The sequence below is a fragment of the Marnyiella aurantia genome (assembly GCF_014041915.1).
GTDB lineage: Bacteria > Bacteroidota > Bacteroidia > Flavobacteriales > Weeksellaceae > Marnyiella > Marnyiella aurantia.
Genome location: NZ_CP059472.1, coordinates 1316168 through 1338731, shown reverse-complemented (window position 1 = coordinate 1338731; position 22564 = coordinate 1316168). Strand labels below are relative to the sequence as shown.

23 protein-coding genes and 1 tRNA gene are annotated in these 22564 nt (G+C 43.1%); 16 read left to right on the top strand and 8 right to left on the bottom strand.

Annotated features, from left to right (window positions below; all coding sequences use genetic code 11):
- Nucleotides 1-28 precede the first annotated feature (28 nt).
- From H1R16_RS06120 to H1R16_RS06110, 3 genes are all read right to left on the bottom strand, one after another.
- Entirely contained in the window at nt 29-811 is a 783-nt protein-coding gene (locus H1R16_RS06120) for an alpha/beta fold hydrolase (RefSeq protein WP_181887842.1), read from the bottom strand.
- A 46-nt stretch (nt 812-857) separates the two neighbouring features.
- Nucleotides 858-1355, bottom strand: coding sequence for a hypothetical protein (locus H1R16_RS06115; protein WP_181887841.1), 498 nt, complete (start codon nt 1353-1355; stop codon nt 858-860).
- A gap of 61 nt (nt 1356-1416) precedes the next feature.
- Nucleotides 1417-2343, bottom strand: a complete 927-nt coding sequence (locus tag H1R16_RS06110) for a YeiH family protein (protein WP_181887840.1) — start codon at nt 2341-2343, stop codon at nt 1417-1419.
- A gap of 119 nt (nt 2344-2462) precedes the next feature.
- Between H1R16_RS06110 and H1R16_RS06105 the strand changes: the two genes are divergently transcribed.
- Entirely contained in the window at nt 2463-2825 is a 363-nt protein-coding gene (locus tag H1R16_RS06105; RefSeq protein ID WP_181887839.1) for a rhodanese-like domain-containing protein, read from the top strand.
- Between the two features lie 34 nt (nt 2826-2859).
- Here the strand turns inward: H1R16_RS06105 and H1R16_RS06100 are convergent, their stop codons facing one another.
- Together H1R16_RS06100 and tilS are read right to left on the bottom strand one after the other, a co-directional pair.
- On the bottom strand, nt 2860-4938 hold the full coding sequence (locus tag H1R16_RS06100) for a protein-disulfide reductase DsbD family protein (RefSeq protein ID WP_181887838.1): 2079 nt from the start codon (nt 4936-4938) through the stop codon (nt 2860-2862).
- A 59-nt stretch (nt 4939-4997) separates the two neighbouring features.
- On the bottom strand, nt 4998-6254 hold the full coding sequence (gene tilS / locus H1R16_RS06095; protein WP_228451110.1) for a tRNA lysidine(34) synthetase TilS: 1257 nt from the start codon (nt 6252-6254) through the stop codon (nt 4998-5000).
- 118 nt (nt 6255-6372) lie between these two features.
- On the opposite strand from tilS, the gene H1R16_RS06090 reads away from it, so the two are divergent.
- The 5 genes from H1R16_RS06090 (at nt 6373) to H1R16_RS06070 (ending at nt 10371) form a co-directional block, all read left to right on the top strand.
- Complete coding sequence (locus H1R16_RS06090) at nt 6373-7209, top strand: OmpA family protein (RefSeq protein ID WP_181887836.1); 837 nt, start codon at nt 6373-6375, stop codon at nt 7207-7209.
- Between the two features lie 74 nt (nt 7210-7283).
- A complete protein-coding gene (locus H1R16_RS06085) occupies nt 7284-7931 on the top strand; it encodes an O-methyltransferase (protein WP_181887835.1) in 648 nt (215 codons plus the stop codon).
- A gap of 12 nt (nt 7932-7943) precedes the next feature.
- Nucleotides 7944-8651: a C40 family peptidase gene (locus tag H1R16_RS06080; protein ID WP_181887834.1), complete on the top strand. Its 708-nt coding sequence runs from the start codon at nt 7944-7946 to the stop codon at nt 8649-8651.
- A gap of 9 nt (nt 8652-8660) precedes the next feature.
- On the top strand, nt 8661-9137 hold the full coding sequence (locus tag H1R16_RS06075; protein WP_181887833.1) for a DUF1648 domain-containing protein: 477 nt from the start codon (nt 8661-8663) through the stop codon (nt 9135-9137).
- A 34-nt stretch (nt 9138-9171) separates the two neighbouring features.
- The gene (locus tag H1R16_RS06070; RefSeq protein ID WP_187350470.1) at nt 9172-10371 is read left to right on the top strand and encodes a 3-deoxy-D-manno-octulosonic acid transferase; all 1200 of its coding nucleotides are present in this window, start codon (nt 9172-9174) and stop codon (nt 10369-10371) included.
- Here the strand turns inward: H1R16_RS06070 and H1R16_RS06065 are convergent.
- A complete protein-coding gene (locus tag H1R16_RS06065; protein ID WP_181887831.1) occupies nt 10363-10974 on the bottom strand; it encodes a deoxyuridine 5'-triphosphate nucleotidohydrolase in 612 nt (203 codons plus the stop codon). The genes H1R16_RS06070 and H1R16_RS06065 overlap by 9 nt on opposite strands.
- 222 nt (nt 10975-11196) lie before the next feature.
- On the opposite strand from H1R16_RS06065, the gene H1R16_RS06060 reads away from it, so the two are divergent.
- From H1R16_RS06060 to H1R16_RS06015, 10 genes are all read left to right on the top strand, one after another.
- On the top strand, nt 11197-11649 hold the full coding sequence (locus tag H1R16_RS06060) for a lipocalin-like domain-containing protein (RefSeq protein ID WP_181887830.1): 453 nt from the start codon (nt 11197-11199) through the stop codon (nt 11647-11649).
- A 166-nt stretch (nt 11650-11815) separates the two neighbouring features.
- On the top strand, nt 11816-14629 hold the full coding sequence (gene leuS / locus H1R16_RS06055; RefSeq protein ID WP_181887829.1) for a leucine--tRNA ligase: 2814 nt from the start codon (nt 11816-11818) through the stop codon (nt 14627-14629).
- Between the two features lie 259 nt (nt 14630-14888).
- On the top strand, nt 14889-15752 hold the full coding sequence (locus tag H1R16_RS06050; RefSeq protein WP_181887828.1) for a MotA/TolQ/ExbB proton channel family protein: 864 nt from the start codon (nt 14889-14891) through the stop codon (nt 15750-15752).
- 83 nt (nt 15753-15835) lie between these two features.
- Complete coding sequence (locus H1R16_RS06045; RefSeq protein ID WP_181887827.1) at nt 15836-16441, top strand: ExbD/TolR family protein; 606 nt, start codon at nt 15836-15838, stop codon at nt 16439-16441.
- A gap of 4 nt (nt 16442-16445) precedes the next feature.
- Entirely contained in the window at nt 16446-17009 is a 564-nt protein-coding gene (locus H1R16_RS06040; protein ID WP_181887826.1) for an ExbD/TolR family protein, read from the top strand.
- A 23-nt stretch (nt 17010-17032) separates the two neighbouring features.
- Nucleotides 17033-17875: an energy transducer TonB gene (locus H1R16_RS06035; protein WP_181887825.1), complete on the top strand. Its 843-nt coding sequence runs from the start codon at nt 17033-17035 to the stop codon at nt 17873-17875.
- 239 nt (nt 17876-18114) lie between these two features.
- Nucleotides 18115-18984, top strand: a complete 870-nt coding sequence (locus H1R16_RS06030; RefSeq protein ID WP_181887824.1) for a PstS family phosphate ABC transporter substrate-binding protein — start codon at nt 18115-18117, stop codon at nt 18982-18984.
- Between the two features lie 97 nt (nt 18985-19081).
- Nucleotides 19082-20755: a tetratricopeptide repeat protein gene (locus H1R16_RS06025; RefSeq protein ID WP_181887823.1), complete on the top strand. Its 1674-nt coding sequence runs from the start codon at nt 19082-19084 to the stop codon at nt 20753-20755.
- A 61-nt stretch (nt 20756-20816) separates the two neighbouring features.
- Nucleotides 20817-21536, top strand: a complete 720-nt coding sequence (bshB1, locus tag H1R16_RS06020; protein ID WP_181887822.1) for a bacillithiol biosynthesis deacetylase BshB1 — start codon at nt 20817-20819, stop codon at nt 21534-21536.
- A 34-nt stretch (nt 21537-21570) separates the two neighbouring features.
- Nucleotides 21571-21646, top strand: a tRNA-His gene (locus H1R16_RS06015).
- 52 nt (nt 21647-21698) lie between these two features.
- On the opposite strand, the gene yajC is transcribed toward H1R16_RS06015, so the two are convergent.
- Nucleotides 21699-22028, bottom strand: coding sequence for a preprotein translocase subunit YajC (gene yajC / locus H1R16_RS06010; RefSeq protein WP_181887821.1), 330 nt, complete (start codon nt 22026-22028; stop codon nt 21699-21701).
- 10 nt (nt 22029-22038) lie between these two features.
- Nucleotides 22039-22551 carry a DUF1573 domain-containing protein gene (locus tag H1R16_RS06005; protein WP_181887820.1) on the bottom strand — a complete coding sequence of 171 codons (513 nt, stop codon included), beginning with the start codon at nt 22549-22551 and terminating at the stop codon, nt 22039-22041.
- Nucleotides 22552-22564: the final 13 nt, after the last annotated feature.

Genomic DNA, 22564 nt, shown 5'->3' with positions numbered 1-22564 from the left:
GTGATGGATATTGACCGCATTGTTATTCCTAAAAGATCAGTTTCTTAGGCATATTATGCAGCAGTTCCGTGTTGATGATGGCGGCACACACTTCCGGTTTCTCCCAATGCCCGTTGTGTCCGCAGTCCAGCAGGTAAGATTTAATATTAGTGCGGTCCGGCAAATTCTTAAGAATAAATTCCGTCTTAACCGCATTGTCGTATTTGCCCGCGATTACCAGGATCTTACCTTCAAAATTTTCCATTACCGAAACTTTGTCCGTTCTCTCTACCATCCCTTTCACGGCTGCCAGGGCTCCTTCACTCTTTGTGGAAAGCGCGATTTCCTTTGCCAGTTCTATCTTGCCTTCCAGGATATCTTTTTCATTTTCGCTGAACAGATTGGGGATTCCGGCTCTTACATAATTTGGGAAAGACTCTTTGATGATCCTGAAACTCTTGCGGCGCTGTTCCTTCTTTTCGGCATCATCCGCAAAATAAGATGAGAAGAATAAGGTCAGTGATTTTAAACTTTGGGGAAACTTTTCGGCGAATGCCAGCGAAGTGTACCCTCCCATGGAGTGACCAAGTAAATGGAACCTGTCGATTTTTAGTTTGTCGGTTACCTTCTTCACCTCTTCGGCCATCAGTTCCATGGTATGGACTTCATCCAGTATTTTGGAGAGTCCATGGCCGGGCAGGTCTATTTTTACCAGTCGGAATTTTTCGGACAGAAAAGCCTCCATTTCCTCCCATATCATTAGATTTTCCATGAAGCCGTGCAGTAATACAAGGTTTTCGGTGCCGGAACCGGATATTTCGTAGTGAAGCATAATCAAAATTATAAAATTTTTTCAACAAAAACTAAAGTGCAGCATATTAGAAATGGATGTCTATATACTCTACAAAGCCTTCGCCGCCTTTTTTATCCTGCAGTCTCCAGTACGGTCCCTTTTTCTCATCTTTAAATGAGGTTTTTGATGTCCGTCTGAATGCGGTGCCGTTTATTTTTTGGTTTATTACACCTTCAAAATTGAGATACTGCATTGTGACCACCTTTAAATCGCCGTTTATTTCAACAAAATCATTTCCGGAAGAAGCCTTGCCGCTCACTTTATATTGGTCACGTCCGTTTTTGGTAAAACGCACCGTTCCTGAAGCCGGAATTTCGCTGTGCGTAAATCTATGGCGGCCTGTCAGGTCGCGATATCTGTTCTGGCTGTTCAACGCGCGTATACTGTCATTGTAAACCGTACGCGCCGCGTTTATAGAATCTATTACGCGAAGGGTATCGGCCAGTTTTTTCTGTTCGTATTTTTCAATGTTCTTATTGCAGGATATCAGGGAAAGTGAAAGAAGCAGTATCAGTTTTTTCAAAGTCTCAATGTTTTAACAAAGTTAATCAATTGCTTCTGCTGAATGAAGACCTGTCGTAACTTTATAAAAATTTCAGTACTGCGAAAAGTGATACCGAACTTATCAGAATCCAAAGCAAAATCGCCAGCAGAAATGGCTTTGGGCCAATCGACTTCAAATTCAAAATTGAAAGCCCTGTGCCTATAAGGAATAAGGCCAGTTTAAGACCTGCTTTCGATATTTCCGCGATGTAGGGTGTGATATTCTTCAGAAAAGGCAAATAGGTATTTAACAGTATCGCCAAAATAAAGAACGCAATAAAGAGTGGGAACCGGACCTTTGTTTCCTTTTTGTAAACAATTGAAAACAGAATCACTACGGGAATGATGAATAAAGCGCGCGCCAGTTTCACCGTGGTTGCGATATGCAGCGCCTCGTCTCCAAACTTACTGGCTGCTCCAACCACCGAACTTGTGTCGTGTATTGCTATTGCGGCCCAGATACCGAACTGTTGCTGGCTGAGTCCGAAATACATCCCTAAATAGGGAAAGATGAGTAATGCAAAAGCATTCAGCAGGAAAACAATTCCCAGCGCTATTGAATTCTGGCTGTTGGTGGAATTGATTGTTGGCGATACGGCGGCAATGGCGCTGCCACCGCAAATGGCGGTACCTGCTGAGATTAACTGGGTGATTTTGCGGTCAATATTCAGTATTTTACCCAACATAATGCCAGCCGCAAATACCAGAATAATTGTAAATACAGAAAACAGAAAACCTTTGCTTCCGGCCTCTATGGCCATTCCCAGGTTAATGCTGAAACCGAGACCCACAATACTGTATTGCAGCACTTTTTTAGTGTATTTCGGCAATCGCTCTATTTTGGTCTGAAAAATATTGATGAAGAAGACACCGAGCAGCAAAGCAACAGGAGCTGAAATAAAAGGAAGCAGAGAAATGACTGCAAGAATAAAAAATACTGTTTTCCCTAAATTCCTGTTATTACCCATAGTATATCACTGATGTCTGCAAAGTTATTTAAAGAGAATCACTCTTTGTGTAATATAGGTTACAAAGGTTTATTTTTACCTTTTATATCTTTACTGAAACTGTATAAAAATTTTAAGTCATGAAAATCGTATCATCTCTGTTTATAGCTCTGCTGTTCTTTAACCTGCAATGTAATACCACAAAACCTACGGACGTAAACACGGAGCCGCTAACTGTTAAAGAACAGGTACGGCAAGGCGCAATGCTGGTAGATGTGCGCACTCCTGAAGAATTTGCGGAAGGAAGTATAGACGGAGCGGTAAATATTCCGCTGGATCAGGTGCAAAGCCGTGTTGATGAGTTCCGTGGTAAGCCGTCTGTAGTGGTGTTCTGCAAAAGTGGAAACCGCAGCGGCCAGGCCATAAAAATTCTGGAGGAAAACGGAATTCACAATGTAACCAACGGAATTAACGTTCCCCAGATGAAGGAAGCGCTTAAGTAGAAAAAGAAGTTCCGGCCTGCGGCCAGAACTTTATTTATTTTGAGTTTTTATAGTAACCGATACCGCATTCCAGGAATTTTTTGAAGACTTCCTTGTCGCTGTTGTACCCTTTGAACGGCGCGTTTATCACTTTGCCTTCCGGAGTTATAAGTACATAAACCGGCTGGGTATTATCGTTAAAGTTGATTTGCTGAAACAAACTCCAGCGGTCACCAATGGTCTTGATCCGTTTAGTCTGCCCGTTGCCCATGTCGATCCTTGTCTGCTGCTCTGCAGGCAGCTCTTCCTTATCATCAACATAGAGAGAGGTCAGGATTACATCGTTCTGCAGGATAGGTAAGATGTCCGGCTCACTCCAGACAAATTCCTCCATTTTCCGGCAGTTTTCGCAGCCATACCCTGTAAAATCCAGTAAGATGGGTTTGTTCTCTTTTCGTGCGGTTTCAACCGCTGCGAAATAATCATGTTCAGGTTTCATACCCAGAATGCCGTCTTCCACATTATTGAAATAACTAACATTCAATGGAGGAAGGATGCCCGAAAGCATCTGCAGTTTCGGTCTTTCTGCCGGCACAAGTCCCTGAATCAGATAAATAAGGAAACCGATTCCAAATACACCGAAGACTTTTCTTCCGGGGGAAATCTTAGCTTTTCTGTCGTCGTGCGGGAAGCGGATGATTCCGAAAAGATAGAGAACAAGTCCAATGGTAATCAGGATCCACAAGACAATGAAAAGTTCTCTCTTAAGCATAAAGGTCTTTGAAACAAGGTCCGCTTTCGATAAAAATTTTAGTGCCAATGCCAGTTCTACAAACCCCAGAACAACTTTTACGGTATTCATCCAGCCGCCGGATTTGGGCAGACTTTGTAAAGCCTGCGGGAACAGAGCCAGCACGCCAAAAACAATTGCCCAGGCCAGACCAAAGCCTGCAAGTGCGAAGGTTAGAAGCATTGGAACATTTGCAGCTCCTGTAACCGCGCTTCCCAGCAAGGATCCCAGGATTGGTCCGGTACATGAGAAAGATACGATCACAAGCGTAAGGGCCATAAAGAAAATACCCACAATACCACCCGCTTCTTCGGCGCGTGAAGACCTGTTCGCAATGGCACTTGGCAGGGTAATGTCAAAATATCCAAAGAAGCTGAACGCAAAGAACATAAATATGGCGAAGAAGATAAGATTCAGCCAGATCGATGTTGAAATCTGGTTAAAGATATTTCCTGCTATACCGTCTATGAGGTGGAAGGGAATACTAAGTGCCGTAAAGATGGCAAAGATGAAGAAGCCGTACATCAATGCATCGCGTACACCTTTTGATCTGTCCTTATTCCCTTTCGTAAAAAAGGAGACAGTGAGCGGAATCATCGGGAATACGCAGGGGGTAAGCAAGGCAATCATTCCGCCCAGAAAGCCCAGGAACAGATAAGTAAGATAATTATCGCTTTTTTCCTGTTTCTCCTCACCGCAATCTGTGAGTGGGTTGTTGAAGTCCAGGCTTTCTATCTTGAGTTTTTTGGGATCAAGCTGAGCAAATGTTGTTGAGTTGGCCTGTCCGGAAACTGTGGTAGCAATAGTGTCTTTTTCTGTACCTGCGGTGTCCTGCGTGATTTCAGGAGCTATAACCGGTACCCCGGTGGCAGCAACGTTGCCGTCCGGGGTCACTTTTTTTGCAAATTCAAGGGTGTTGGGTGCCAGACAAACGCGGTCGTCGCAGGTTTGGTAGGTGAACTCGGCCGCGACAGTAGCCGGCTTTTCAGGATTGTTAAGCTTGAATTTCTGTTTGAATTTCGCCGAGTTGGAGTAGTAAACGATCTGGGCGCCGAAAGCTTCAGAAAATTCATCATGTTTTTTACCAACTTCCACCACTCCGCCTACCAACGTTATTCCTTCGGCAGAAGTGATAATCAGTTCTGTGGGGATTCCGCTGTCCGGTGGCAGATCTTTGGAGTAAATATGCCAGCCGCTCTCCATTTTGGCAGTTATTACAGCCTCGTACAGGTTGTCGCCCAAGGGCAGGACTTCGTAGCTAAGTTTTACAGGATCTTTTATTTGTGCTGAAAGTGTTCCGAATAAGAACAGGAAAGTGAAAAAAAGAAATTTCATCAACTTCATTACCCAATATATTTTTATCAGTTAGGGAATAGGTTTTGGGCAGGAAATAAAATACGACCTCAAAAATTCAAGGTTAAAACGTGGCTGGTTTCCGCATCTGCGACATGCCTTCTGTCCTGCCGTAACGGCAACACTCCCAGCACTTCATCTTTGGAATCACATAGGAGCCAGATTTCCTGCGCGGCTAAAATAGGCAATTTTTCATCCTTAAAAAATTTGCTGATTTTCTTTTTGCCTATCATGCCAATCGGATAAAACACGTCTCCGCTTTTTTTTCTTCGCAGTTTAAGCGGAAGTGTTAGTTTTTGTCGGTCAAAATACCAGTTCGTGTTCCTGTCTTTAGTGAAAGTTTCTATAACACTATCCGGGATCAGAATCTGGTCGTGATCAGTTTCCAGGATAAATTCCAGGTTTTCAGCCGCGGTACTTCCATGTAACGCACGGAGGGCCAGTATTTCCCTGTCAACGGTAAGTTCAAATGAACCCGACCGGAAAACTTTACCTTTTTCCGCCAAAAATACCTTTGAAATCTCGCTCTTATTTGAGAACCCGAACTTTCTGAGGATTTCGAATTTAATAAAATCACTTTCTTTTTGAAGCCCGGCTTTATCAATCTTGAAACCCGTTGAATTTTCCTGAATCAGAACCTGCTCAATTTCGGCAATTTTTTCATCTACAAAATTATTGGTCTCATAAAGGTAGCTGATGGATTTGTCAAAATTTTCCAGAAAGTCCGGCCGCGCATCCGTCAGTTTTGAAATGACTTCGTTTCTGATGCGGTTTCGCAAATAGTCATTCTTGGCGTTGGAAATGTCTTCACGGAACGGAATTTTATTATCCTCCGCAAAACTGTAAATTTCTTCTTTTGAAAAGTGGAGTAGTGGGCGCACGATATCGTCCGTAATCTCAGTAATCCCGCACAATCCTCTGATTCCCGTACCGCGTGACAGGTTGATGAGGAATGTTTCCAGCTGGTCATTCAGATGATGAGCAGTGACCAGATACCTGAGATTTTCCTTCTGCTGAATCTGCCTGAAGAAACGGTAACGCAGGTCCCGTGCCCAGAGCTGTATGGAACCGGCCGGCTTTTGGTCTTTTTTTGAAACGGTGTACTGGTGAAATCTGATATTATTTGTCAGGCAGTAATTGCGAACCAAATTTTCGTCGGCATCGGAATCTTCGCCTCTCAGTCCGTAGTTTACATGTGCCACCTGAAAGCTGATGCCTGCCTCATGAAACAGATGAAGCAGGACCATAGAGTCTGCGCCTCCGCTGATTGCCAGGAGGAAGCCGTTTTGGGAAATAGGAATGTTCAAACGGTGCAGTTGGGCCTGAAAAGTCTGTATTGTAAGCACTTTTAAGAAATCTTTAGCAAAGATAATTTTTATCTTCAGACCGGAAGCGGTACTTTTGAAACTAACAAAACAACTACTTATGAAAATAGGAAAAATGATTGTGGCTGCGGCAGTTGCTGTTACCATCACGTCCTGTGTTAGCAGGAAACAGTTTGATGCTTTAAATGAAAACTATAACCAGTGCATTACCAATATTGGTGACCGCCAGCGTGAAATTCAGGACCTGAAGTCGGCTAATTCCGGACTTTCCAGCGAAAATAATTTACTGAAAAGTCAGAATGATGCGCTGAAATCCTCACTGGATGCCTGTCTTTCCAATACCGGTAAAGGATCTGCGAATATTGACAAGCTGATTGGCGAGATCAATGCGTCCAATTCGTATATCAAGCGTCTGATCTCTACCAATGCCAAGAACGACAGTCTGAATATGGCACTTTCGAACAGGCTGAAGAGGTCTTTGGATAATGTTTCTGACCAAGATGTTGAAATTAAGGTATTGAAGGGTGTGGTGATGATCTCACTGTCAGATAAGATGCTTTATAAAACAGGAGATTATAACATTCAGCCGTCTGCACACGAAGTTTTGGGCAAAGTGGCTAGAGTGATCAATGACTATGATAAGTACTCTGTACTGATTGAAGGTAATACGGATAACGTGCCTTTGAATTCCGCAAACCTGCCAAAAGACAACTGGGACCTTTCCGCTCTCAGAGCGACTTCCATGGCGAAGGTGCTTCAAACCCAGTTTGGCGTAGATCCTTCCAGAATTACTGCCGGCGGCCGTTCCGAATATAACCCGAAGGCAACCAATATGTCGGTTTCCGGTAGGGCAGAAAACCGCAGGACAGAGATCATCATCATGCCAAAACTGGATGAGTTTATGAAGCTGATGGACATTGCTCCGGTTAAGAACTAAGAAATTTTTCACGCTATAAGATCCCGTTTATTCGGGATTTTTTTGTTTATTTAATTTTCAAAAGCATTAATTATATGAGTTTTTTTGAAGAACAGTGTCCGGAAATGGACCGTTATCTGGAAAATAATGCCTCACAGGAACCTGAACACCTGAAAAGACTGCGGCGCGAGACTTATCATAAAACTACGCAGCCTCATATGCTTTCCGGCTATCAGCAGGGACGCCTGCTTACCATCATCTCAAAGATGATGAGTCCGCGAAATGTCCTGGAAATCGGGACATTTACGGGTTACGCCACACTTTGTCTGGCCGAAGGGCTTGTTCCGGACGGAAAGATTACTACTCTAGATGTAAATGATGAACTGGCTTATATTCCGGGAAAGTATTTTGAGGAGAGTCCGCATTCAGCGAAAATTAATTTTATCATTCAGGATGCGCTGGATTATCTGGAGCAAACCGATGAGTTTTTTGATTTGGTATTTATTGATGCCGATAAGGAGAACTATGTAAGTTACTGGAACTTAATAAAGCCAAGATTACGGTCGGGGTCGGTGGTTCTGTTGGATAATGTGCTGTGGTATGGTAAGGTGCTGGCGGACGGACCTGTAGATGAAGCAACAAGGCAAATCATCGAACTTAATGATTTGGTGGCGCGTGACAGCGATTTTGAGAATCTTATTTTACCTTTGCGCGACGGTATTAATTTAATCAGGAAAAAGTAAGTTTAAACGTACATGGGAAAGGCAGTATGCAATGTTTCTGCAGCACCGCTCCGCCTGGAGCCTACACACCGGTCCGAAATGGTCTCGCAGATGCTTTATGGCGAAACTGCCGATGTACTGGAAACAGCAGGTCATTTTCAGAAGGTACGTATGGATTATGATGGCTACGAGGGATTTGTACATCATACTCAGCTTACTGCAATTTCAGATGAAGAGTTTTCTACCCGGCCAGTCCATATCTTTACTGAATTGTTTGGTTTTGCCGGAAGTGATTCTGTGATGATCTCAATGGGCAGCGAAGTAATTTCCCGGGACAAAACCGAACAGTTTCCCGCGACGCATGAAAGTATTGCAAAGACCGCAATGCTTTTTCTTAATACGCCCTATTTGTGGAGCGGGCGGAGTTTTTTCGGCGTGGACTGCAGTGGCTTCATGCAGATTGTGTTTAAGGTGCACGGGCTTTTATTGCCGCGCGACGCCTACAGACAGGCAGAGGAGGGTACAGTGCTGGATTTTATTGAAGAAAGCCTGCCCGGCGACTTGGCTTTTTTTGAGGATGAAGAAGGAAGGATTGTTCATGTAGGAATGATGCTGGAGGACCAACGGATTATCCATGCCTACGGCAAAGTAAGGATAGACCTGATGGACTCTTCCGGAATTTTCAATACAGACCTGAACAGACATACACACCGACTTAGATTTGTTAGGCGACTCCTGTAATTACTAGATATGCGGACGAAATTTACATTAGTTATCAACGTGATTTTACTGGCCTTTATATGGCTTTACCCAGCTTTATATTATGCGGATCTATCGGAAACCATCCCTGTTCACTTTTCCGGCGATGGGACGCCAGACGGATTCGGAAACCGCAGTATGATTTGGGTGGAAGCCTGCATTGCAACTCTTCTTTTCGGCATCTGCACCTACGTGTATTTTAATCCAGCCAAAATTAACCTTCCGGAAGATTTTAAGAAGAATACAAGTGCGATACGTAATTTCATCTCCTTGCTATGTACTGGAATTCTTCTCATTTTTGGTTGGATTTCCTACCATACCGTTCAGTTAGCTATGGGTAATGATGCTGAATTTTCAATGTCCCCCGGGATTATTCTCGGGTTTCTGTATGTAGGGATTATAGGGCTGATCATTTACCTGGGAAAGGCTAACGGTAGAGCTGAACAAAACGAAAACACTTCAAATTAAGGTGAGGTCCATATATAATATTTCTATTTCGTTAATGATTTTTGCCATGAAGGTAGGCGCGGTTTTCAGCTATAAACTGAAAAAAGGTCTTGCCGGCAGAAGGCAGAGCTGTGATATTGTAAAAGCTGCTTTTTCGCCAACTGACAGTGTAATCTGGATGCACGCGGCAAGTCTCGGCGAATATGAGCAGGGTATTCCAGTGCTGGAAAAGCTGAAGGAGAAGTTTCCGCAACACAAGATTCTGATTACTTTTTTTTCACCATCAGGATATGATAATGTGATTCACAAAAATCATATTGCCGATGCTGTTTGCTATCTTCCTTTTGATACTCCGCGTTGGGTTCAGCAGTTTACTTCAAATTTTAGCACAGATATTTTCGTTACGGTAAAATACGAGTACTGGTACAACCTTCTTGCTCATCTGAACAGTAAAGGAGCGAAGATTTACGTTATTTCAGCGTTTTTTTACGAGAGGCAGGTGTTTTTCAAGCCCTACGGCAGTTGGTTTGTGAACGAGATTCGGAAAAATGTGACCTGGTTCTTTCATCAAACGCCAACCTCCTACGGACTTGCAAAAACCCTGAGGCTGAACCAGTCGTCTATAGCTGGCGATACCCGCTTCGACAGGGTAAAGCAAATCAGGGAAAGAGATAATCATGTGCCTTTTGTAGAGCGTTTTAAGAATGGACATCAGTTGGTGGTATTCGGTTCTTCCTGGGAAACTGAGGAACAGATTGCACTTCTGCTGGCCTACCACGAACCGCAAACGAAGATCATTATCGCACCTCATGACCTGGCCCGTACAGAAATCCTGCAAGACCTGTTTCCGAATGCAGTGCTTTATTCGCAGTTGGATGCAGGAAAGCCTCTTCCAATGGGCGCGCAGGTACTCATCATCGATTGTATTGGCCTTCTTTCCAAACTGTATTCCTATGCTGATGTAGCTGTGGTGGGTGGTGGCTTTCATTCGAAGGGTCTTCACAATATTCTTGAAGCCGCCACATTCGCAGTGCCTGTTCTTTTTGGAAACAAATACACGAAAAATCCGGAAGCAGACCAATTGATGGTGCTTCATGGCGGCAAATCTTTTGATAATGAAACCCAGGCTTCCGAATTCCTGCTCAGGTTACTGCGTGACAGCGAACTGTTAGGTGAAATGGGCCAAAAAGCCGGCAGTTTTGTAGCAGATCAGCCGGACGCGACCCGCATCATCTTAGAAAAGATTCTAGCGTAGCAATCCGCGACTTTTAATATCCCTGTAAATGTCTGCGATGTTTTCCGGTACGTTATCCGGATCCAGCCATTCCTGCTTCAGACCAATATGTATGCTGATTGATTTTAGTTGATGACTGCCGGTAATTTGACTTTTAATTAGCTTGTATAGCTCAATAAGGTCAATATAATAATCGGGATCCAGCTTAACTGTTAACGTCAGCATCCTGAGAACTTTATTCAGCAGGTAAATATCAAGCTTATAAGAATCTCCATGCCGCAGGGGATGTTTCAGTACTTCAGCAATCAACATGAGATTCAGGGAAACTTCGCCAAATTTATCCGTTGTTATTTTTACATGCTCTGTAATTTTGGCACTTACCTTACGTATCAGTTGCAAAAATAACTTCGGATTGCGGTTGTTCTTTCCCGCTGCAGTAACGGTTTGTCTGATGTAGGTTTCCATTTGTTCCCGTTTGTCATCAGTATTCTCGGGGTCAATAAGTTCAAAATAAAGTTTTTGCGACAGTATTTTGTCTTTCCTGAGCAACCTGAAAATTAACTTGTCTTTTTCTGCAGAGGTAAAGGCGCTTAGTGCCTGCTTAAATTCTTTTGAGTACTCCATAATAAAAGATTTGGGAAAATTCCATGTATTCATTCGCAGAAACCCTTTGCCGAAACTGAATTTCTTAAGGTATCTGTTAAAAGACCCTCGGTCCTTATCCTTGCGAATTTATGCAGCTGTAAATGAATTTCGTGCAAAAATAATATCTTTACGGCCGTCAACGTAAACAAAAACATTTCAATCTTTAAAATATTTATTACTTTTAACCCTTAAAATAATTTCATGAAAAAAATACTCTTGTTTTGTGCAGCCCTTTTCGCTTTTAGTTTCCTGCTGAGCTGCGATGATGATGAAGTAGTAAAGTCCAATATTGTTGGTGTATGGAAGCCTGTAAAGATGGTGGAAACGAAAGTGGACAATAATGGCTCCAATTCAGAATCCTTTTATTATACAGACTGCCAGCAACTGTCCAGATGGACTTTCAATGAAAACAATACCGGTAGTGTAGTTACCCAGGACGATACTTTTACCACCTGTCATATTGCTTTCCAAAGCACCATTAACTATCAGTACAATCCTAAGACCGGAGAAATCGTAATCAATTACCTTACAGGACAGGATACAGGAAAGATCTCAGATGTCACGGATACAACAATGAATCTTAAGATTGAGGAAATAGACCTGAACGCTGATACGTACGAGTCGCAGGTATATACTATGGTACGTGTAAACTAATATCAAACCAACTGAAATTACTGCCCTTCCCATCCGAAGGGTTTTTTTATGCAGTATCAGTATCCTGTGATTGCGTTTAGAAGGTGCGTGTCCACCTTTCCGCTCTTCTATGGTGTTGTTTGGCTGCAATGCCTTAAATTTGCAAACTCATTGATAATAAGGAATAATGTTTTACAATCATCAGCAGATCGACCGTAAATGGCAGAAATACTGGCAGGATAATCAAACCTATAAAACGTCGGAAGACCTTAACAGGCCTAAGTTTTACGCACTGGATATGTTTCCCTATCCGTCAGGTGCGGGGCTTCATGTTGGGCATCCACTTGGTTATATTGCCTCCGATATATTTGCAAGATATAAGAGGCATCAGGGTTTCAATGTGCTGCATCCAATTGGATATGACAGTTTTGGCCTTCCGGCAGAACAGTATGCAATTCAGACCGGCCAGCATCCTGCGGTCACCACAGAGCAGAACATTACGCGTTATGAGGAGCAGATGCGCCGCATCGGTTTCTCCTTCGACTGGAGCCGCGAGGTGCGCACATCAGAACCATCTTACTACAAATGGACACAGTGGATCTTTATTGAACTCTTCCACTCCTGGTACAACCGTAATACTGATAAAGCGGAACATGTTTCCACACTTATCAGTCACCTGACCAATCATGGGACGGATAAGCTGTACGCTTTCCAGAATGAAGAGCTGAATTTTAGCGCAGAAGAGTGGAACGCGGCTACCGAAATAAAAAAACAGGAAATTCTGCTGAACTACCGTCTGGCTTTCCGTGCAGAAACCACGGTGAACTGGTGTCCCGGCCTTGGAACCGTACTCGCCAATGATGAGGTAAAGGACGGTAAATCTGAGCGTGGAGGCTTTCCCGTTTTCCAGAAAAAAATGATGCAGTGGAGCATGCGTATCACGGCATATTCAGAGCGTTTGCTGCAGGGTTTGAAAAATATTGACTGGCCACAGCCGCTGAAGGATTCTCAGGAGTACTGGATAGGTAAGTCACAGGGAGCATCTGTAAGATTTGAAACCGAATCCGCAAATACCTCCATTGAAGTTTTTACCACCCGTCCGGATACTGTTTTTGGTGCAACCTTCATCGTACTGGCACCTGAAAATCCACTTGTTGATCTCCTGACCACGGATTCCCAGAAAGCAGAGGTAAATGCTTACAGGGACGAAACTTCCAAGAAGACGGAGCGTGACCGTATGACTGACGTCAAGAATGTCAGTGGTGCCTTCACCGGAAGTTATGCTCTGCATCCTTTCTCGGATAAAAAAATGCCAATCTATATTTCAGACTATGTGCTGATGGGCTACGGAACAGGCGCGGTAATGGCGGTTCCGGCTCATGACGAGCGCGATCACCGTTTTGCTGTGAAGTTTGGCCTCGAAATTATAAATGTGATTCAAAATGATCAGGATATTCAGGTTGAAAGCTACGACAGTAAAGACAGTGTATGCGTCAACTCCGAATTTCTGAATGGCCTGACATACGATTTGGCCAAAATAAAGATCATTGATGAGATTGAAAACCGTGGTATAGGGCATGGCAAGATTAACTTCAGGCAGCGTGACGCTATCTTTTCGCGTCAGCGTTACTGGGGCGAACCTGTACCTGTATATTTCAAGGACGGTATGCCTTACACTTTGCCGGCATCTGCACTTCCGCTGGAATTACCGGAAGTAGAGAAATATTTGCCTACCGAGGACGGTGATCCGCCGTTGGGAAATGCCAGGACATTTGCCTGGGACGAGGTGCATCAGCAAATAGTTTCAACAGATTTAATCGACAACAGTACCGTATTTCCGCTGGAGCTTTCCACTATGCCCGGATGGGCCGGCAGTTCGTGGTATTTCCTGAGATATATGGACCCTGCCAATGAAAATGTATTTGCTGATAAGGGAATTTCAGATTACTGGGGCCAGGTAGATCTTTATATCGGAGGAAGCGAACATGCGACCGGACATTTGCTTTACGCCCGTTTCTGGAATATGTTCCTGAAGGACAGAGGCTATATCAGCCATGAAGAACCGTTTAAAAAGCTGATTAACCAGGGAATGATTCTGGGGATGAGTGCATTTGTGCATAGGATAGCAGGAACCAACCGATTTATTTCCCGGAATATTATCGGTGATCAGGAAACACAGAAGATACATGTTGATGTTTCACTTCTGAAAGGAACATCAGACGAACTCGATACCAAGGCATTCAGAAAGTGGCGTCCCGAGTTTGCGGATGCTGAATTTATTCTGGAAGATGGGAAGTACATAACCGAACGTGAAGTGGAGAAAATGTCCAAGTCCAAATATAACGTTGTGAATCCGGATGAAATCTGCGAAGAGTATGGCGCCGACTGTCTGCGTCTCTACGAGATGTTTTTGGGTCCGCTTGAGCAGAGTAAACCGTGGAATACTCAGGGACTGACTGGTGTCTATGGTTTCCTGAAGAAATTCTACAACCTGTATTTCAATGGCGACGATATAGATGTGTCTGAGGACGAGCCAACTAAGGAAGAATACAAGGTATTGCATACTTTAATAAAGAAAGTAATTTACGATCTGGACAATTTTTCGTTCAATACTTCCGTTTCATCCTTCATGATCGCTGTAAATGAGTTGCAGAAACTTAAATGCTGTAAGCGAAAAATCCTGGAGCCGCTGGCAGTTGTAATTTCCCCGTATGCACCACATATTTGCGAAGAGTTGTGGAGTGTAATGGGACATACTGATTCGATTGAGACGATTCCCTTTCCGGAACTGAAGGAAGAGTACCTGACTGAGGCCAATTTTGAATATCCAGTAAGTTTTAACGGCAAGATGAGGTTTAAGATAAGTCTTGGTACCGATTTGGATACAGAGCAAATTGAGACTGAGGTGATGAAGGACGAAAGAACCATTCAGCAACTCGGCGGTAATTCGCCCAAAAAAGTGATTATTGTTCGGAATAAAATAGTTAATATTGTCGTCTGATTTTAAATGAAAGATTGATAAATATTGCAGATTTAACAATGTTATCCTGTAATTTTCATGTGTTTTCAATGGTTTTCAGATAATCACCTATATTAAGCATTATTTGGGAATCTTATTGATAAATCGGCAATATTAATTATTGTTAATGCACGCTAATATCTGTTGCTATACGGCTGAAAAGTTTGCGTGATAATAATATTTGCTTTTATTTTACGGCATAAATTTTTAAAAAAAAATAACAATTATAATTTAGTTTAATATGGAAATGAATGTTTCAAACAATGGGGAGCAAGTTGTTGCTAAAAAATTAGGAGGTTTAAATCCTGCTTTAATATTACCTATTCTGATTGGTATTGGATACCTGGTTTATTATTTCGTACTGGGGAATCCAAGTAACTTTAAGGACGATCCACGTCTAACAGGTCCTTCTGTTGGTTTTTCGGGAGTAGAAACTAAGGAACTGCATCCGGACGGATTTATGGGTATTATCTTCATGGGAGGTCCTATCGTACCGATTCTTATCGCATTTATGATCATCGTAATTGTTTTCTCTATAGAGCGGGCACTTGTTCTTAGAAAAGCTTCAGGATCAGGGAATGTTGATAACTTCGTTGTTAACGTAAGAAGGTTGCTTAACCAGAACAAAGTGGACGAGGCTATTGAAGAGTGCGACAGACAGGAAGGTTCTGTTGGTAATGTAGTAAGAGAAGGTCTTACAACTTACAAGGCGCTGTCTCACGATACTACAATGAATAAAGAGCAGAAAATGGTAGCTCTTAACAAATCAATTGAAGAAGCAACTACACTGGAAATGCCGATGCTGGAGAAAAACATGATGATTCTTTCCACTTTGGGTACCGTTGCAACACTTGTAGCACTTCTTGGAACCGTGATCGGGATGATCAAGGCGTTTAACGCACTTGGTTCCGGTGGTGGTACACCAGACTCTGCTGCTCTTTCAATCGGTATCTCCGAGGCACTTATTAATACGGCTTTAGGTATTGGTACTTCTGCAGTAGCGATTATCTTCTACAACTATTTTACTTCCAAAATTGACGGACTGACATTTAAGATTGATGAGATCGCAATGTCTATCCAGCAATCATTTGCTGAGTTTCACTAAGAAATTGCAGATGTGAGGGACCATTGCACTCAATACGTTTAATGGTCCTTTTAGGTGAAGTTTAATAATAAAATAAAATAATAATGGCGAGAGTCAAACCAAAAAGACATAATATAAGGGTAGATATGACGGCTATGACCGACGTATCGTTTCTGCTCCTTACGTTCTTTATCCTCACGGCTCAGTTTGCAAAACCTGATGTTGAGACGATAACCACGCCATCTTCTATATCTGAAAAACTTCTTCCGGATGCCAGTTTAATGACTATCCTGAGTACGCCGGACGGAAAGTTCTATTTTACACCCGTAGAAAACGGCAGCGAGAGAATGCAGCTGCTGGATAATATGGGAGAGAAGTATGGTATGAAATTCACGGATCCCGAGAAGGCAGCCTTTTCACAGGTACAGGCCATTGGTGTCCCTATGAATCAGCTTAAAGGTTTCCTGAACCTGCCTGATGAAGACCGTAAGGCTTACAAAAGCCCTACCGGAATCCCAATGGATAGTGCTAATGCACAGCTTATTGATTGGGTACAGCAGAGTTTAGCGGTGAACCCGGATTATAAGTTGGCTATTAAAGGAGATACGCAGACTAAGTACCCTAAGGTGAAAGCCTTGTTCGAAGGACTGAGAGATATTGATTTCTTGAAGTTCTGGTTAATAACAAGTCAGGAAACAGCACAAGAATAAAGAAATGGCAGAAGTACAAGTAAAAGACAGTAGCGGGAAAGGTGGCAAGGTACGCTCCAAGAAGCAGGTACCCCACGTAGATCTTACCCCCATGGTGGACTTGGCGTTCCTTTTGATTACATTCTTCATGTTGGTAACGACGTTTAACAAACCGAATGTAATGGACCTGGGACTTCCGGCTAAACCGAAAGAAAATCAGAAACCGCCTGATACGGAAATCAAATTATCCAATTCAATTTCTCTGCTAATTGGCAAGGACAACAGGATTTTCTGGCATCAGCAGGATAATACCAGCCTGACCGACGGTACACTAAATGAAACTTCTTTTGACAGAGAAGGAATCAGGAATATCATTAAGCAGGCAAAAGCCAGAGCAGCAGATCAGACCAAGTTTACGGTCATTATAAAACCAACTGATGACGCGGTTTATAAGAATTTTGTTGATATACTGGATGAAATGGCTATTACCAATAGTGAAATGTACGGTGTTACCGACGTTAAACCATGGGAACAGGCTATTTATGAGAGAAAGGTAGGCGGCACAAGTGCGCCTGCACCGACGAATTAATCTAACCATAAAAAAGAAAAGAAATGGCAGATGATAACAATTACAGTCCCGATCTGACTTTAGACGAGATTGTATTTGAAAACAGAAATAAGCAGTATGGCGCTTATGATCTGCGGAACAGTTACCGCAGAGTTCTTACGCGTTCATTCATAGTTGGGACTGTATTGTTCCTTGTTTTAGCACTTACCCCTTTTATTATCCTGAAAATCCAGGAAATGAATGCGGAAGCTAAGAAGGAAGTAGATGCGAACCTGATTGAAATTATACAGGAAGATGTGATCCTGGAGCAGCCTAAGGAGGAAGAACCACCACCACCACCTCCTCCTCCAAAGGAGGAGCCAAAGCAGGAGGTGATCCAGAATGTGGTACCGGAGCCGAAGAAGGCACCTAAGGTGGAAACTCCACCGCCGCCAATTTCAAAGCAGCTGGAAACCACTACAGGACTTCAGAATCAGGAGGGGGTGAAAACACCAACCTATACGCCGCCACCGCCGCCACCGTCTACCGGTACTAAGGCTGCGACGATTGAAGCACCGAAAGTAAGCACTACTGAAGTATATGATACGGTTGACCAGGCAGCTGAATTTCCAGGAGGTTTGTCTGCATTCAGACAGAAAGTTTCAAATTCCTTTGATACTGGTGTAATGGAGGGTGATGAAGGTTCAATTAAGGCAGATATAACATTTGTGGTAGAAAGAGATGGTTCAATTACTGATATCGTGGCAAAAGGTCCAAACCGAGACTTTAATGCCGAGGCGGTTCGAACTATCAAATCTATTAGGAACAAGTGGACACCTGGTAAAATTAATGGACAGGCTGTTAGGCAGAAATATAGGTTGCCTATCACAATGAATTTTCAATATTAATCATATAAAGAGAGACACCGTCTCTCTTTTTTATTTTTTATATTTTTGTACTATGTTGTTCAACTGGTTATCTATACTCGCTGGGATATTCTATATAATTCTTGGGGTTTTTGTTATTTTGAAATTTTGGTTTTTTATACCGCTGGAACCTAATATTGCCTATGCGTTGGGGGCATTGCTTGTGCTTTACGGTGGATTCAGGATTTTCAGAGCCATACACAGAATAAGACAGGACCGTTATGAAGATTAGTATTTATATTATTGCGCTGCTGGTCTTTTTATTCAGCTGCACGGAGAAGGCAGAGTCTGCTCCTGAAAACTATCACCAGGGAGAAGTAACCATACTGACCGATGAATCTTTTCGAAGCGTTACGGAAGCGCTTGCGGACGGGTATATGATTCATTATCCCAACACACAGGTGAAGGTAGAAACACGAAAGGAAGATGTAGGATTTATGGATTTGCTCCAGGGTAAAGCTAAAGTGGCCGTCATGTCCCGTGAACTTTCGGAGGAGGAAATTAAAGAATATGAAAGAGTGACCGAATCTAAATTTGAACCTGCCAAATTTGCTGCGGATGCTGTAGTTTTCGTAGTTCCCCGCGATTCTGAAAGGGAAAGCATTTCTATGGAAGAAATAAGTTCCGCTATGCAGTCCCCGGAGAAACAGCTGGTGTTTGATGGCACTAATGCCAGTAACCTGAACTTTGTGGCCCAGCAGTTGGGTAAAAAACCGGCAGAACTGCAGTACTCTATAATCAGCGGGAACAGCAATATCATTCGGGAACTGCAGAACTATCCCAATAAAATTGGCGTTGTAGGTCTCAATACACTTAGCAGGCCGTATTCCGCTGAAGCTGAAAATTTGCGCAAACAGGTGAAGATACTACCCATCACATACAAGGGTAAAACGGTTGCTCCGGAAACCACCAATCTTGCCAACATGTCATATCCTTTTACCAGGGTGCTCTATTTTCTGGTGAATGAGCGTACATTCAATATCGCGCACGGCTTTATTCGCTTTTCCTGTACTCACCTGGGGCAAATGATCGTGGATAAGGAAGGACTTCAGAAATACAACCTTTACCAAAGGGAAGTTAAAATGTATTAATTTTTCCGGCTGAATGTACGATAAACGCACGCTTTTCGTTTTTGGAATGGATATTGTGTAACATTACCCGAATTAAATATAATCGTAAAATAATTAAATGAAAAATAATATGAAATTACCCCAAAAAGCAGTTTTCGCGGTAGCAGCGGCTTTTTTCGCGAATTTTACTTTTGGTCAGACTCTCCAGGATGGCATTACCAGCATAGACAGTCATAAATATGCACAGGCCAAACAGAATTTTGAACAGATGGTGAGTAAATCACCTTCAGCTGAGAATTATTTTTATCTTGGTAATACCTACCTGACGCAGAATGAACCTGATTGGGCTACAGCTGAACAGAATTTCAGAAAGGGTCTTGCTGAGGACAGCAAAAGTTACCTGAACAGAATCGGTTTAGCAACAATCAAACTCGGAAAGGGAGATAAGTCTGCCGTTGCCGAAATCCAGAATATCGTTAAAGATTCCAGGGAGAAAGATGCTGAAGTTCTTTTCAGAGCCGGACAGGCACTTACTCTTTTCGAAAAGAATAATAATCCTGAACTGGCTATCCAATACCTGGACAAGGCGGTGGAAAGAGCTATGAAAGGTGGTGTACCCGCGCCTTACTATTATACATTAGGTGATGCTTACCGTTTGCAGCTAACCAACAGCCCACAGGTGGCAGGTAAGGCTATGTCAGCATATGAGAAAGCACTTCCTCTGGCTAAGAACAAAGCTTCTGTATACACACGTATGGGAACATTGTGGATGCAGGCTAATCAGTGGAAAATGGCTAAAGAAAGGATAACGCAGGCTATTTCAACCGATCCTACCTATGCACCGGCTTACCGCGCACTTGCAGGTTACGAAATGAAGTTCCAGCAGCCGCAGGCAGCAACACAGGCTTTGGTTAATTATGCCAAATATGCAGATGAAGATCCAGGAACGCAGTTGGAAATATCAAAACTGTATTTTACCAACCAAGATTACGCAAATTCGCGCGCGGTATTGGATAAGGTGTTTAATGTTGTTGAGGATCCCATCAAATACAAATTAAGAGCTTATCTTGATTACGCAGACGGAAAATATACGCAGGCACAGACAGATCTGAACACCTTCATTAACACTGTTACAGATAAATCAAGGATTTACCCTGCTGACCGCGGACTTGAAGGTCTTATTCTGGCAGGACTAGCCAAAGACGAGAAGGATGCGGCAAAGAAATCTTCAATGATGATTGAATCCCAGCAAAAAATCGCCATCGCGAAGAATGCTAAGGATGAGACGCTGAACTGGGACAATGAACTTCTTAAGATTCAGGGAGGGGGTGCCAGTACCGCAGCGGCAAACGCTGGACCCACGAACCCTGCGATAGAGGCATTGAAAAAGCAGACTGCTGCCAATCCTAATGATGCCGATGCTCTGGTAAAACTGGGAAGCGCTTATCAGGAAGCACAGAACTGGAATGGAGCGATCCTTACCTGGGATAAGATGATAGCACTTTCGCCAACCTGGGCATATTCCTACTATGCAAAAGGAGCAGCCTACCAGCAGTTAGGAAATGAAGCAATGGCTGAATCTTCTTATCAGAAATTCATTGATACGGTTCTGACCCAAAAACCGGAAGAGCAGGCTGCTCAGAAGGAAACGCTGTCCTATGCTTACTATCTGGTGGCCTACTTTAACCAGACAAAGGACGTGGCCAAAGCCAGGGACTACGCTGCAAAAGCAGTACAGCTAAACCCTGGTTATGAGGATGCTGTAAACCTGAATGCTAACCTGAATAAATAATCCACACATCTGTGTATTCCCGGCCTGATGGCCGGGATTTTTTTTAAACCGAATACCATTTATGAAAGTTGATATTTTAGCCATAGGAGCACATCCCGATGATGTGGAACTGGGCTGTGGCGGAACCATAGCAAAACTAATTTCTGAAGGGAGAACAGTGGCGGTAATCGATCTTACAGAGGGAGAACTGGGAACACGGGGCACAAATATTACACGTGCTCAGGAAGCTGCAGAAGCTTCATCTATCCTGAAAATCTCTGCCAGGGAAAATCTTAAAATGAAGGATGGCTTTCTGCTGAATAATGAGGAACATCAGCTGAAGATTGTAAAGATGATCCGTAAATATCAGCCAAATATTGTTTTGGGCAATGCGGTAGAAGACCGTCATCCCGACCACGGAAAAGCAGCTAAACTAATTTCGGATGCCTGTTTCCTGTCCGGACTTATAAAGATTGAAACAGAACACGACGGAATGCCGCAAGACGCCTGGAGACCCAAGCAGGTTTTCCATTATATACAGTGGAAAAACCTGGAACCTGATTTTGTTGTAGATATCTCTGATTTTATGGATGTGAAACTGCAGGCCTGTATGGCTTATAAAACCCAGTTTTATGACCCCAAATCTGATGAACCTATGACCCCAATAGCTACAAAGGATTTTCAGGAAAGCCTGACTTACCGGGCTCAGGATCTGGGCAGGCTGTCGGGTGTACAGTTTGCGGAGGGTTTTACCACGGAAAGGCTGCTGGCATTGAAAAATTTCGACGGAATAATTTTGTAGTTTAGCCAAAAGCGCTATATTTGCAACCTCAAACGGTGATTGTAGCTCAGTTGGTTAGAGCGCCGGATTGTGGTTCCGGAGGTCGGGGGTTCGAGACCCCTCATTCACCCAAACAAAAAACGTACTGAAATTCAGTACGTTTTTACTTTTTATAAGTGTTTTTTATTTGGTTTCCTCAGTGGCATTGTCAGGAAATCTTGCCTGCGTATAATCGCGGGAGATAGATGACCTTTCAAACTTCAACTTTCCGGAAAGGGTTTCAATAACAACACCATCTTCCATAATCTGGGCAATTCTGCCGTGCAAACCAGCTGTAGTAACCACACGCTGACCTACTTTCAGTGATTCCTGGAAACCTTTTTCCTGCTTGGCCTTTCTCATTTGGGGGCGAATCATCAGGAAATAAAATCCCACGAACATCAGACCCATCATCAGCATCATTGTCATACTGCTGCCACCTGCTGCCGGGGCCTGTAAAAATATACTTATCATATTGGATTTATTAGTTTACTACGTTAGCCGAAAAAGTAATAACAACCGGTTTTTCTACGTTTGCAAAAATTTCAGCCTGCTTGTTCTGAAGACCGTCAAAACTTGAAGAATCGAATTCAAGTGTTACGCTTCCTTTCTGTCCCGGCAGTATTGGGGTAGTGGTATAGTCTGGGGCAGTACATCCGCATGCAGGCTTAACCTGAGAGATGATAAGTGGATTTTCTCCGGTATTGGTTACTTCGTAAACGTGCTTTACTTTTTCTCCTTTCTTAACGGATTTGAAATCGAAATGATTTTCTGAAAGTGCCAGGCTGGTAAGTGGGTAGGACTGCGCTTTTTTGATGAGTTCAGCCTGTGGATCCGCTGCGGCTGCCGCTTCGGCATTCATATCTGTGGCTGCGGCCATGCTGTCCTCAACTATTACAGAATCTTCTGTACGTACTTCCGTATTTTCTTTCTTTTCACAGGATGTTACTCCTAAAACTGCAGCAAATAGCGACAGAACAATGATTGATTTTTTCATACTTTTTTTTAAA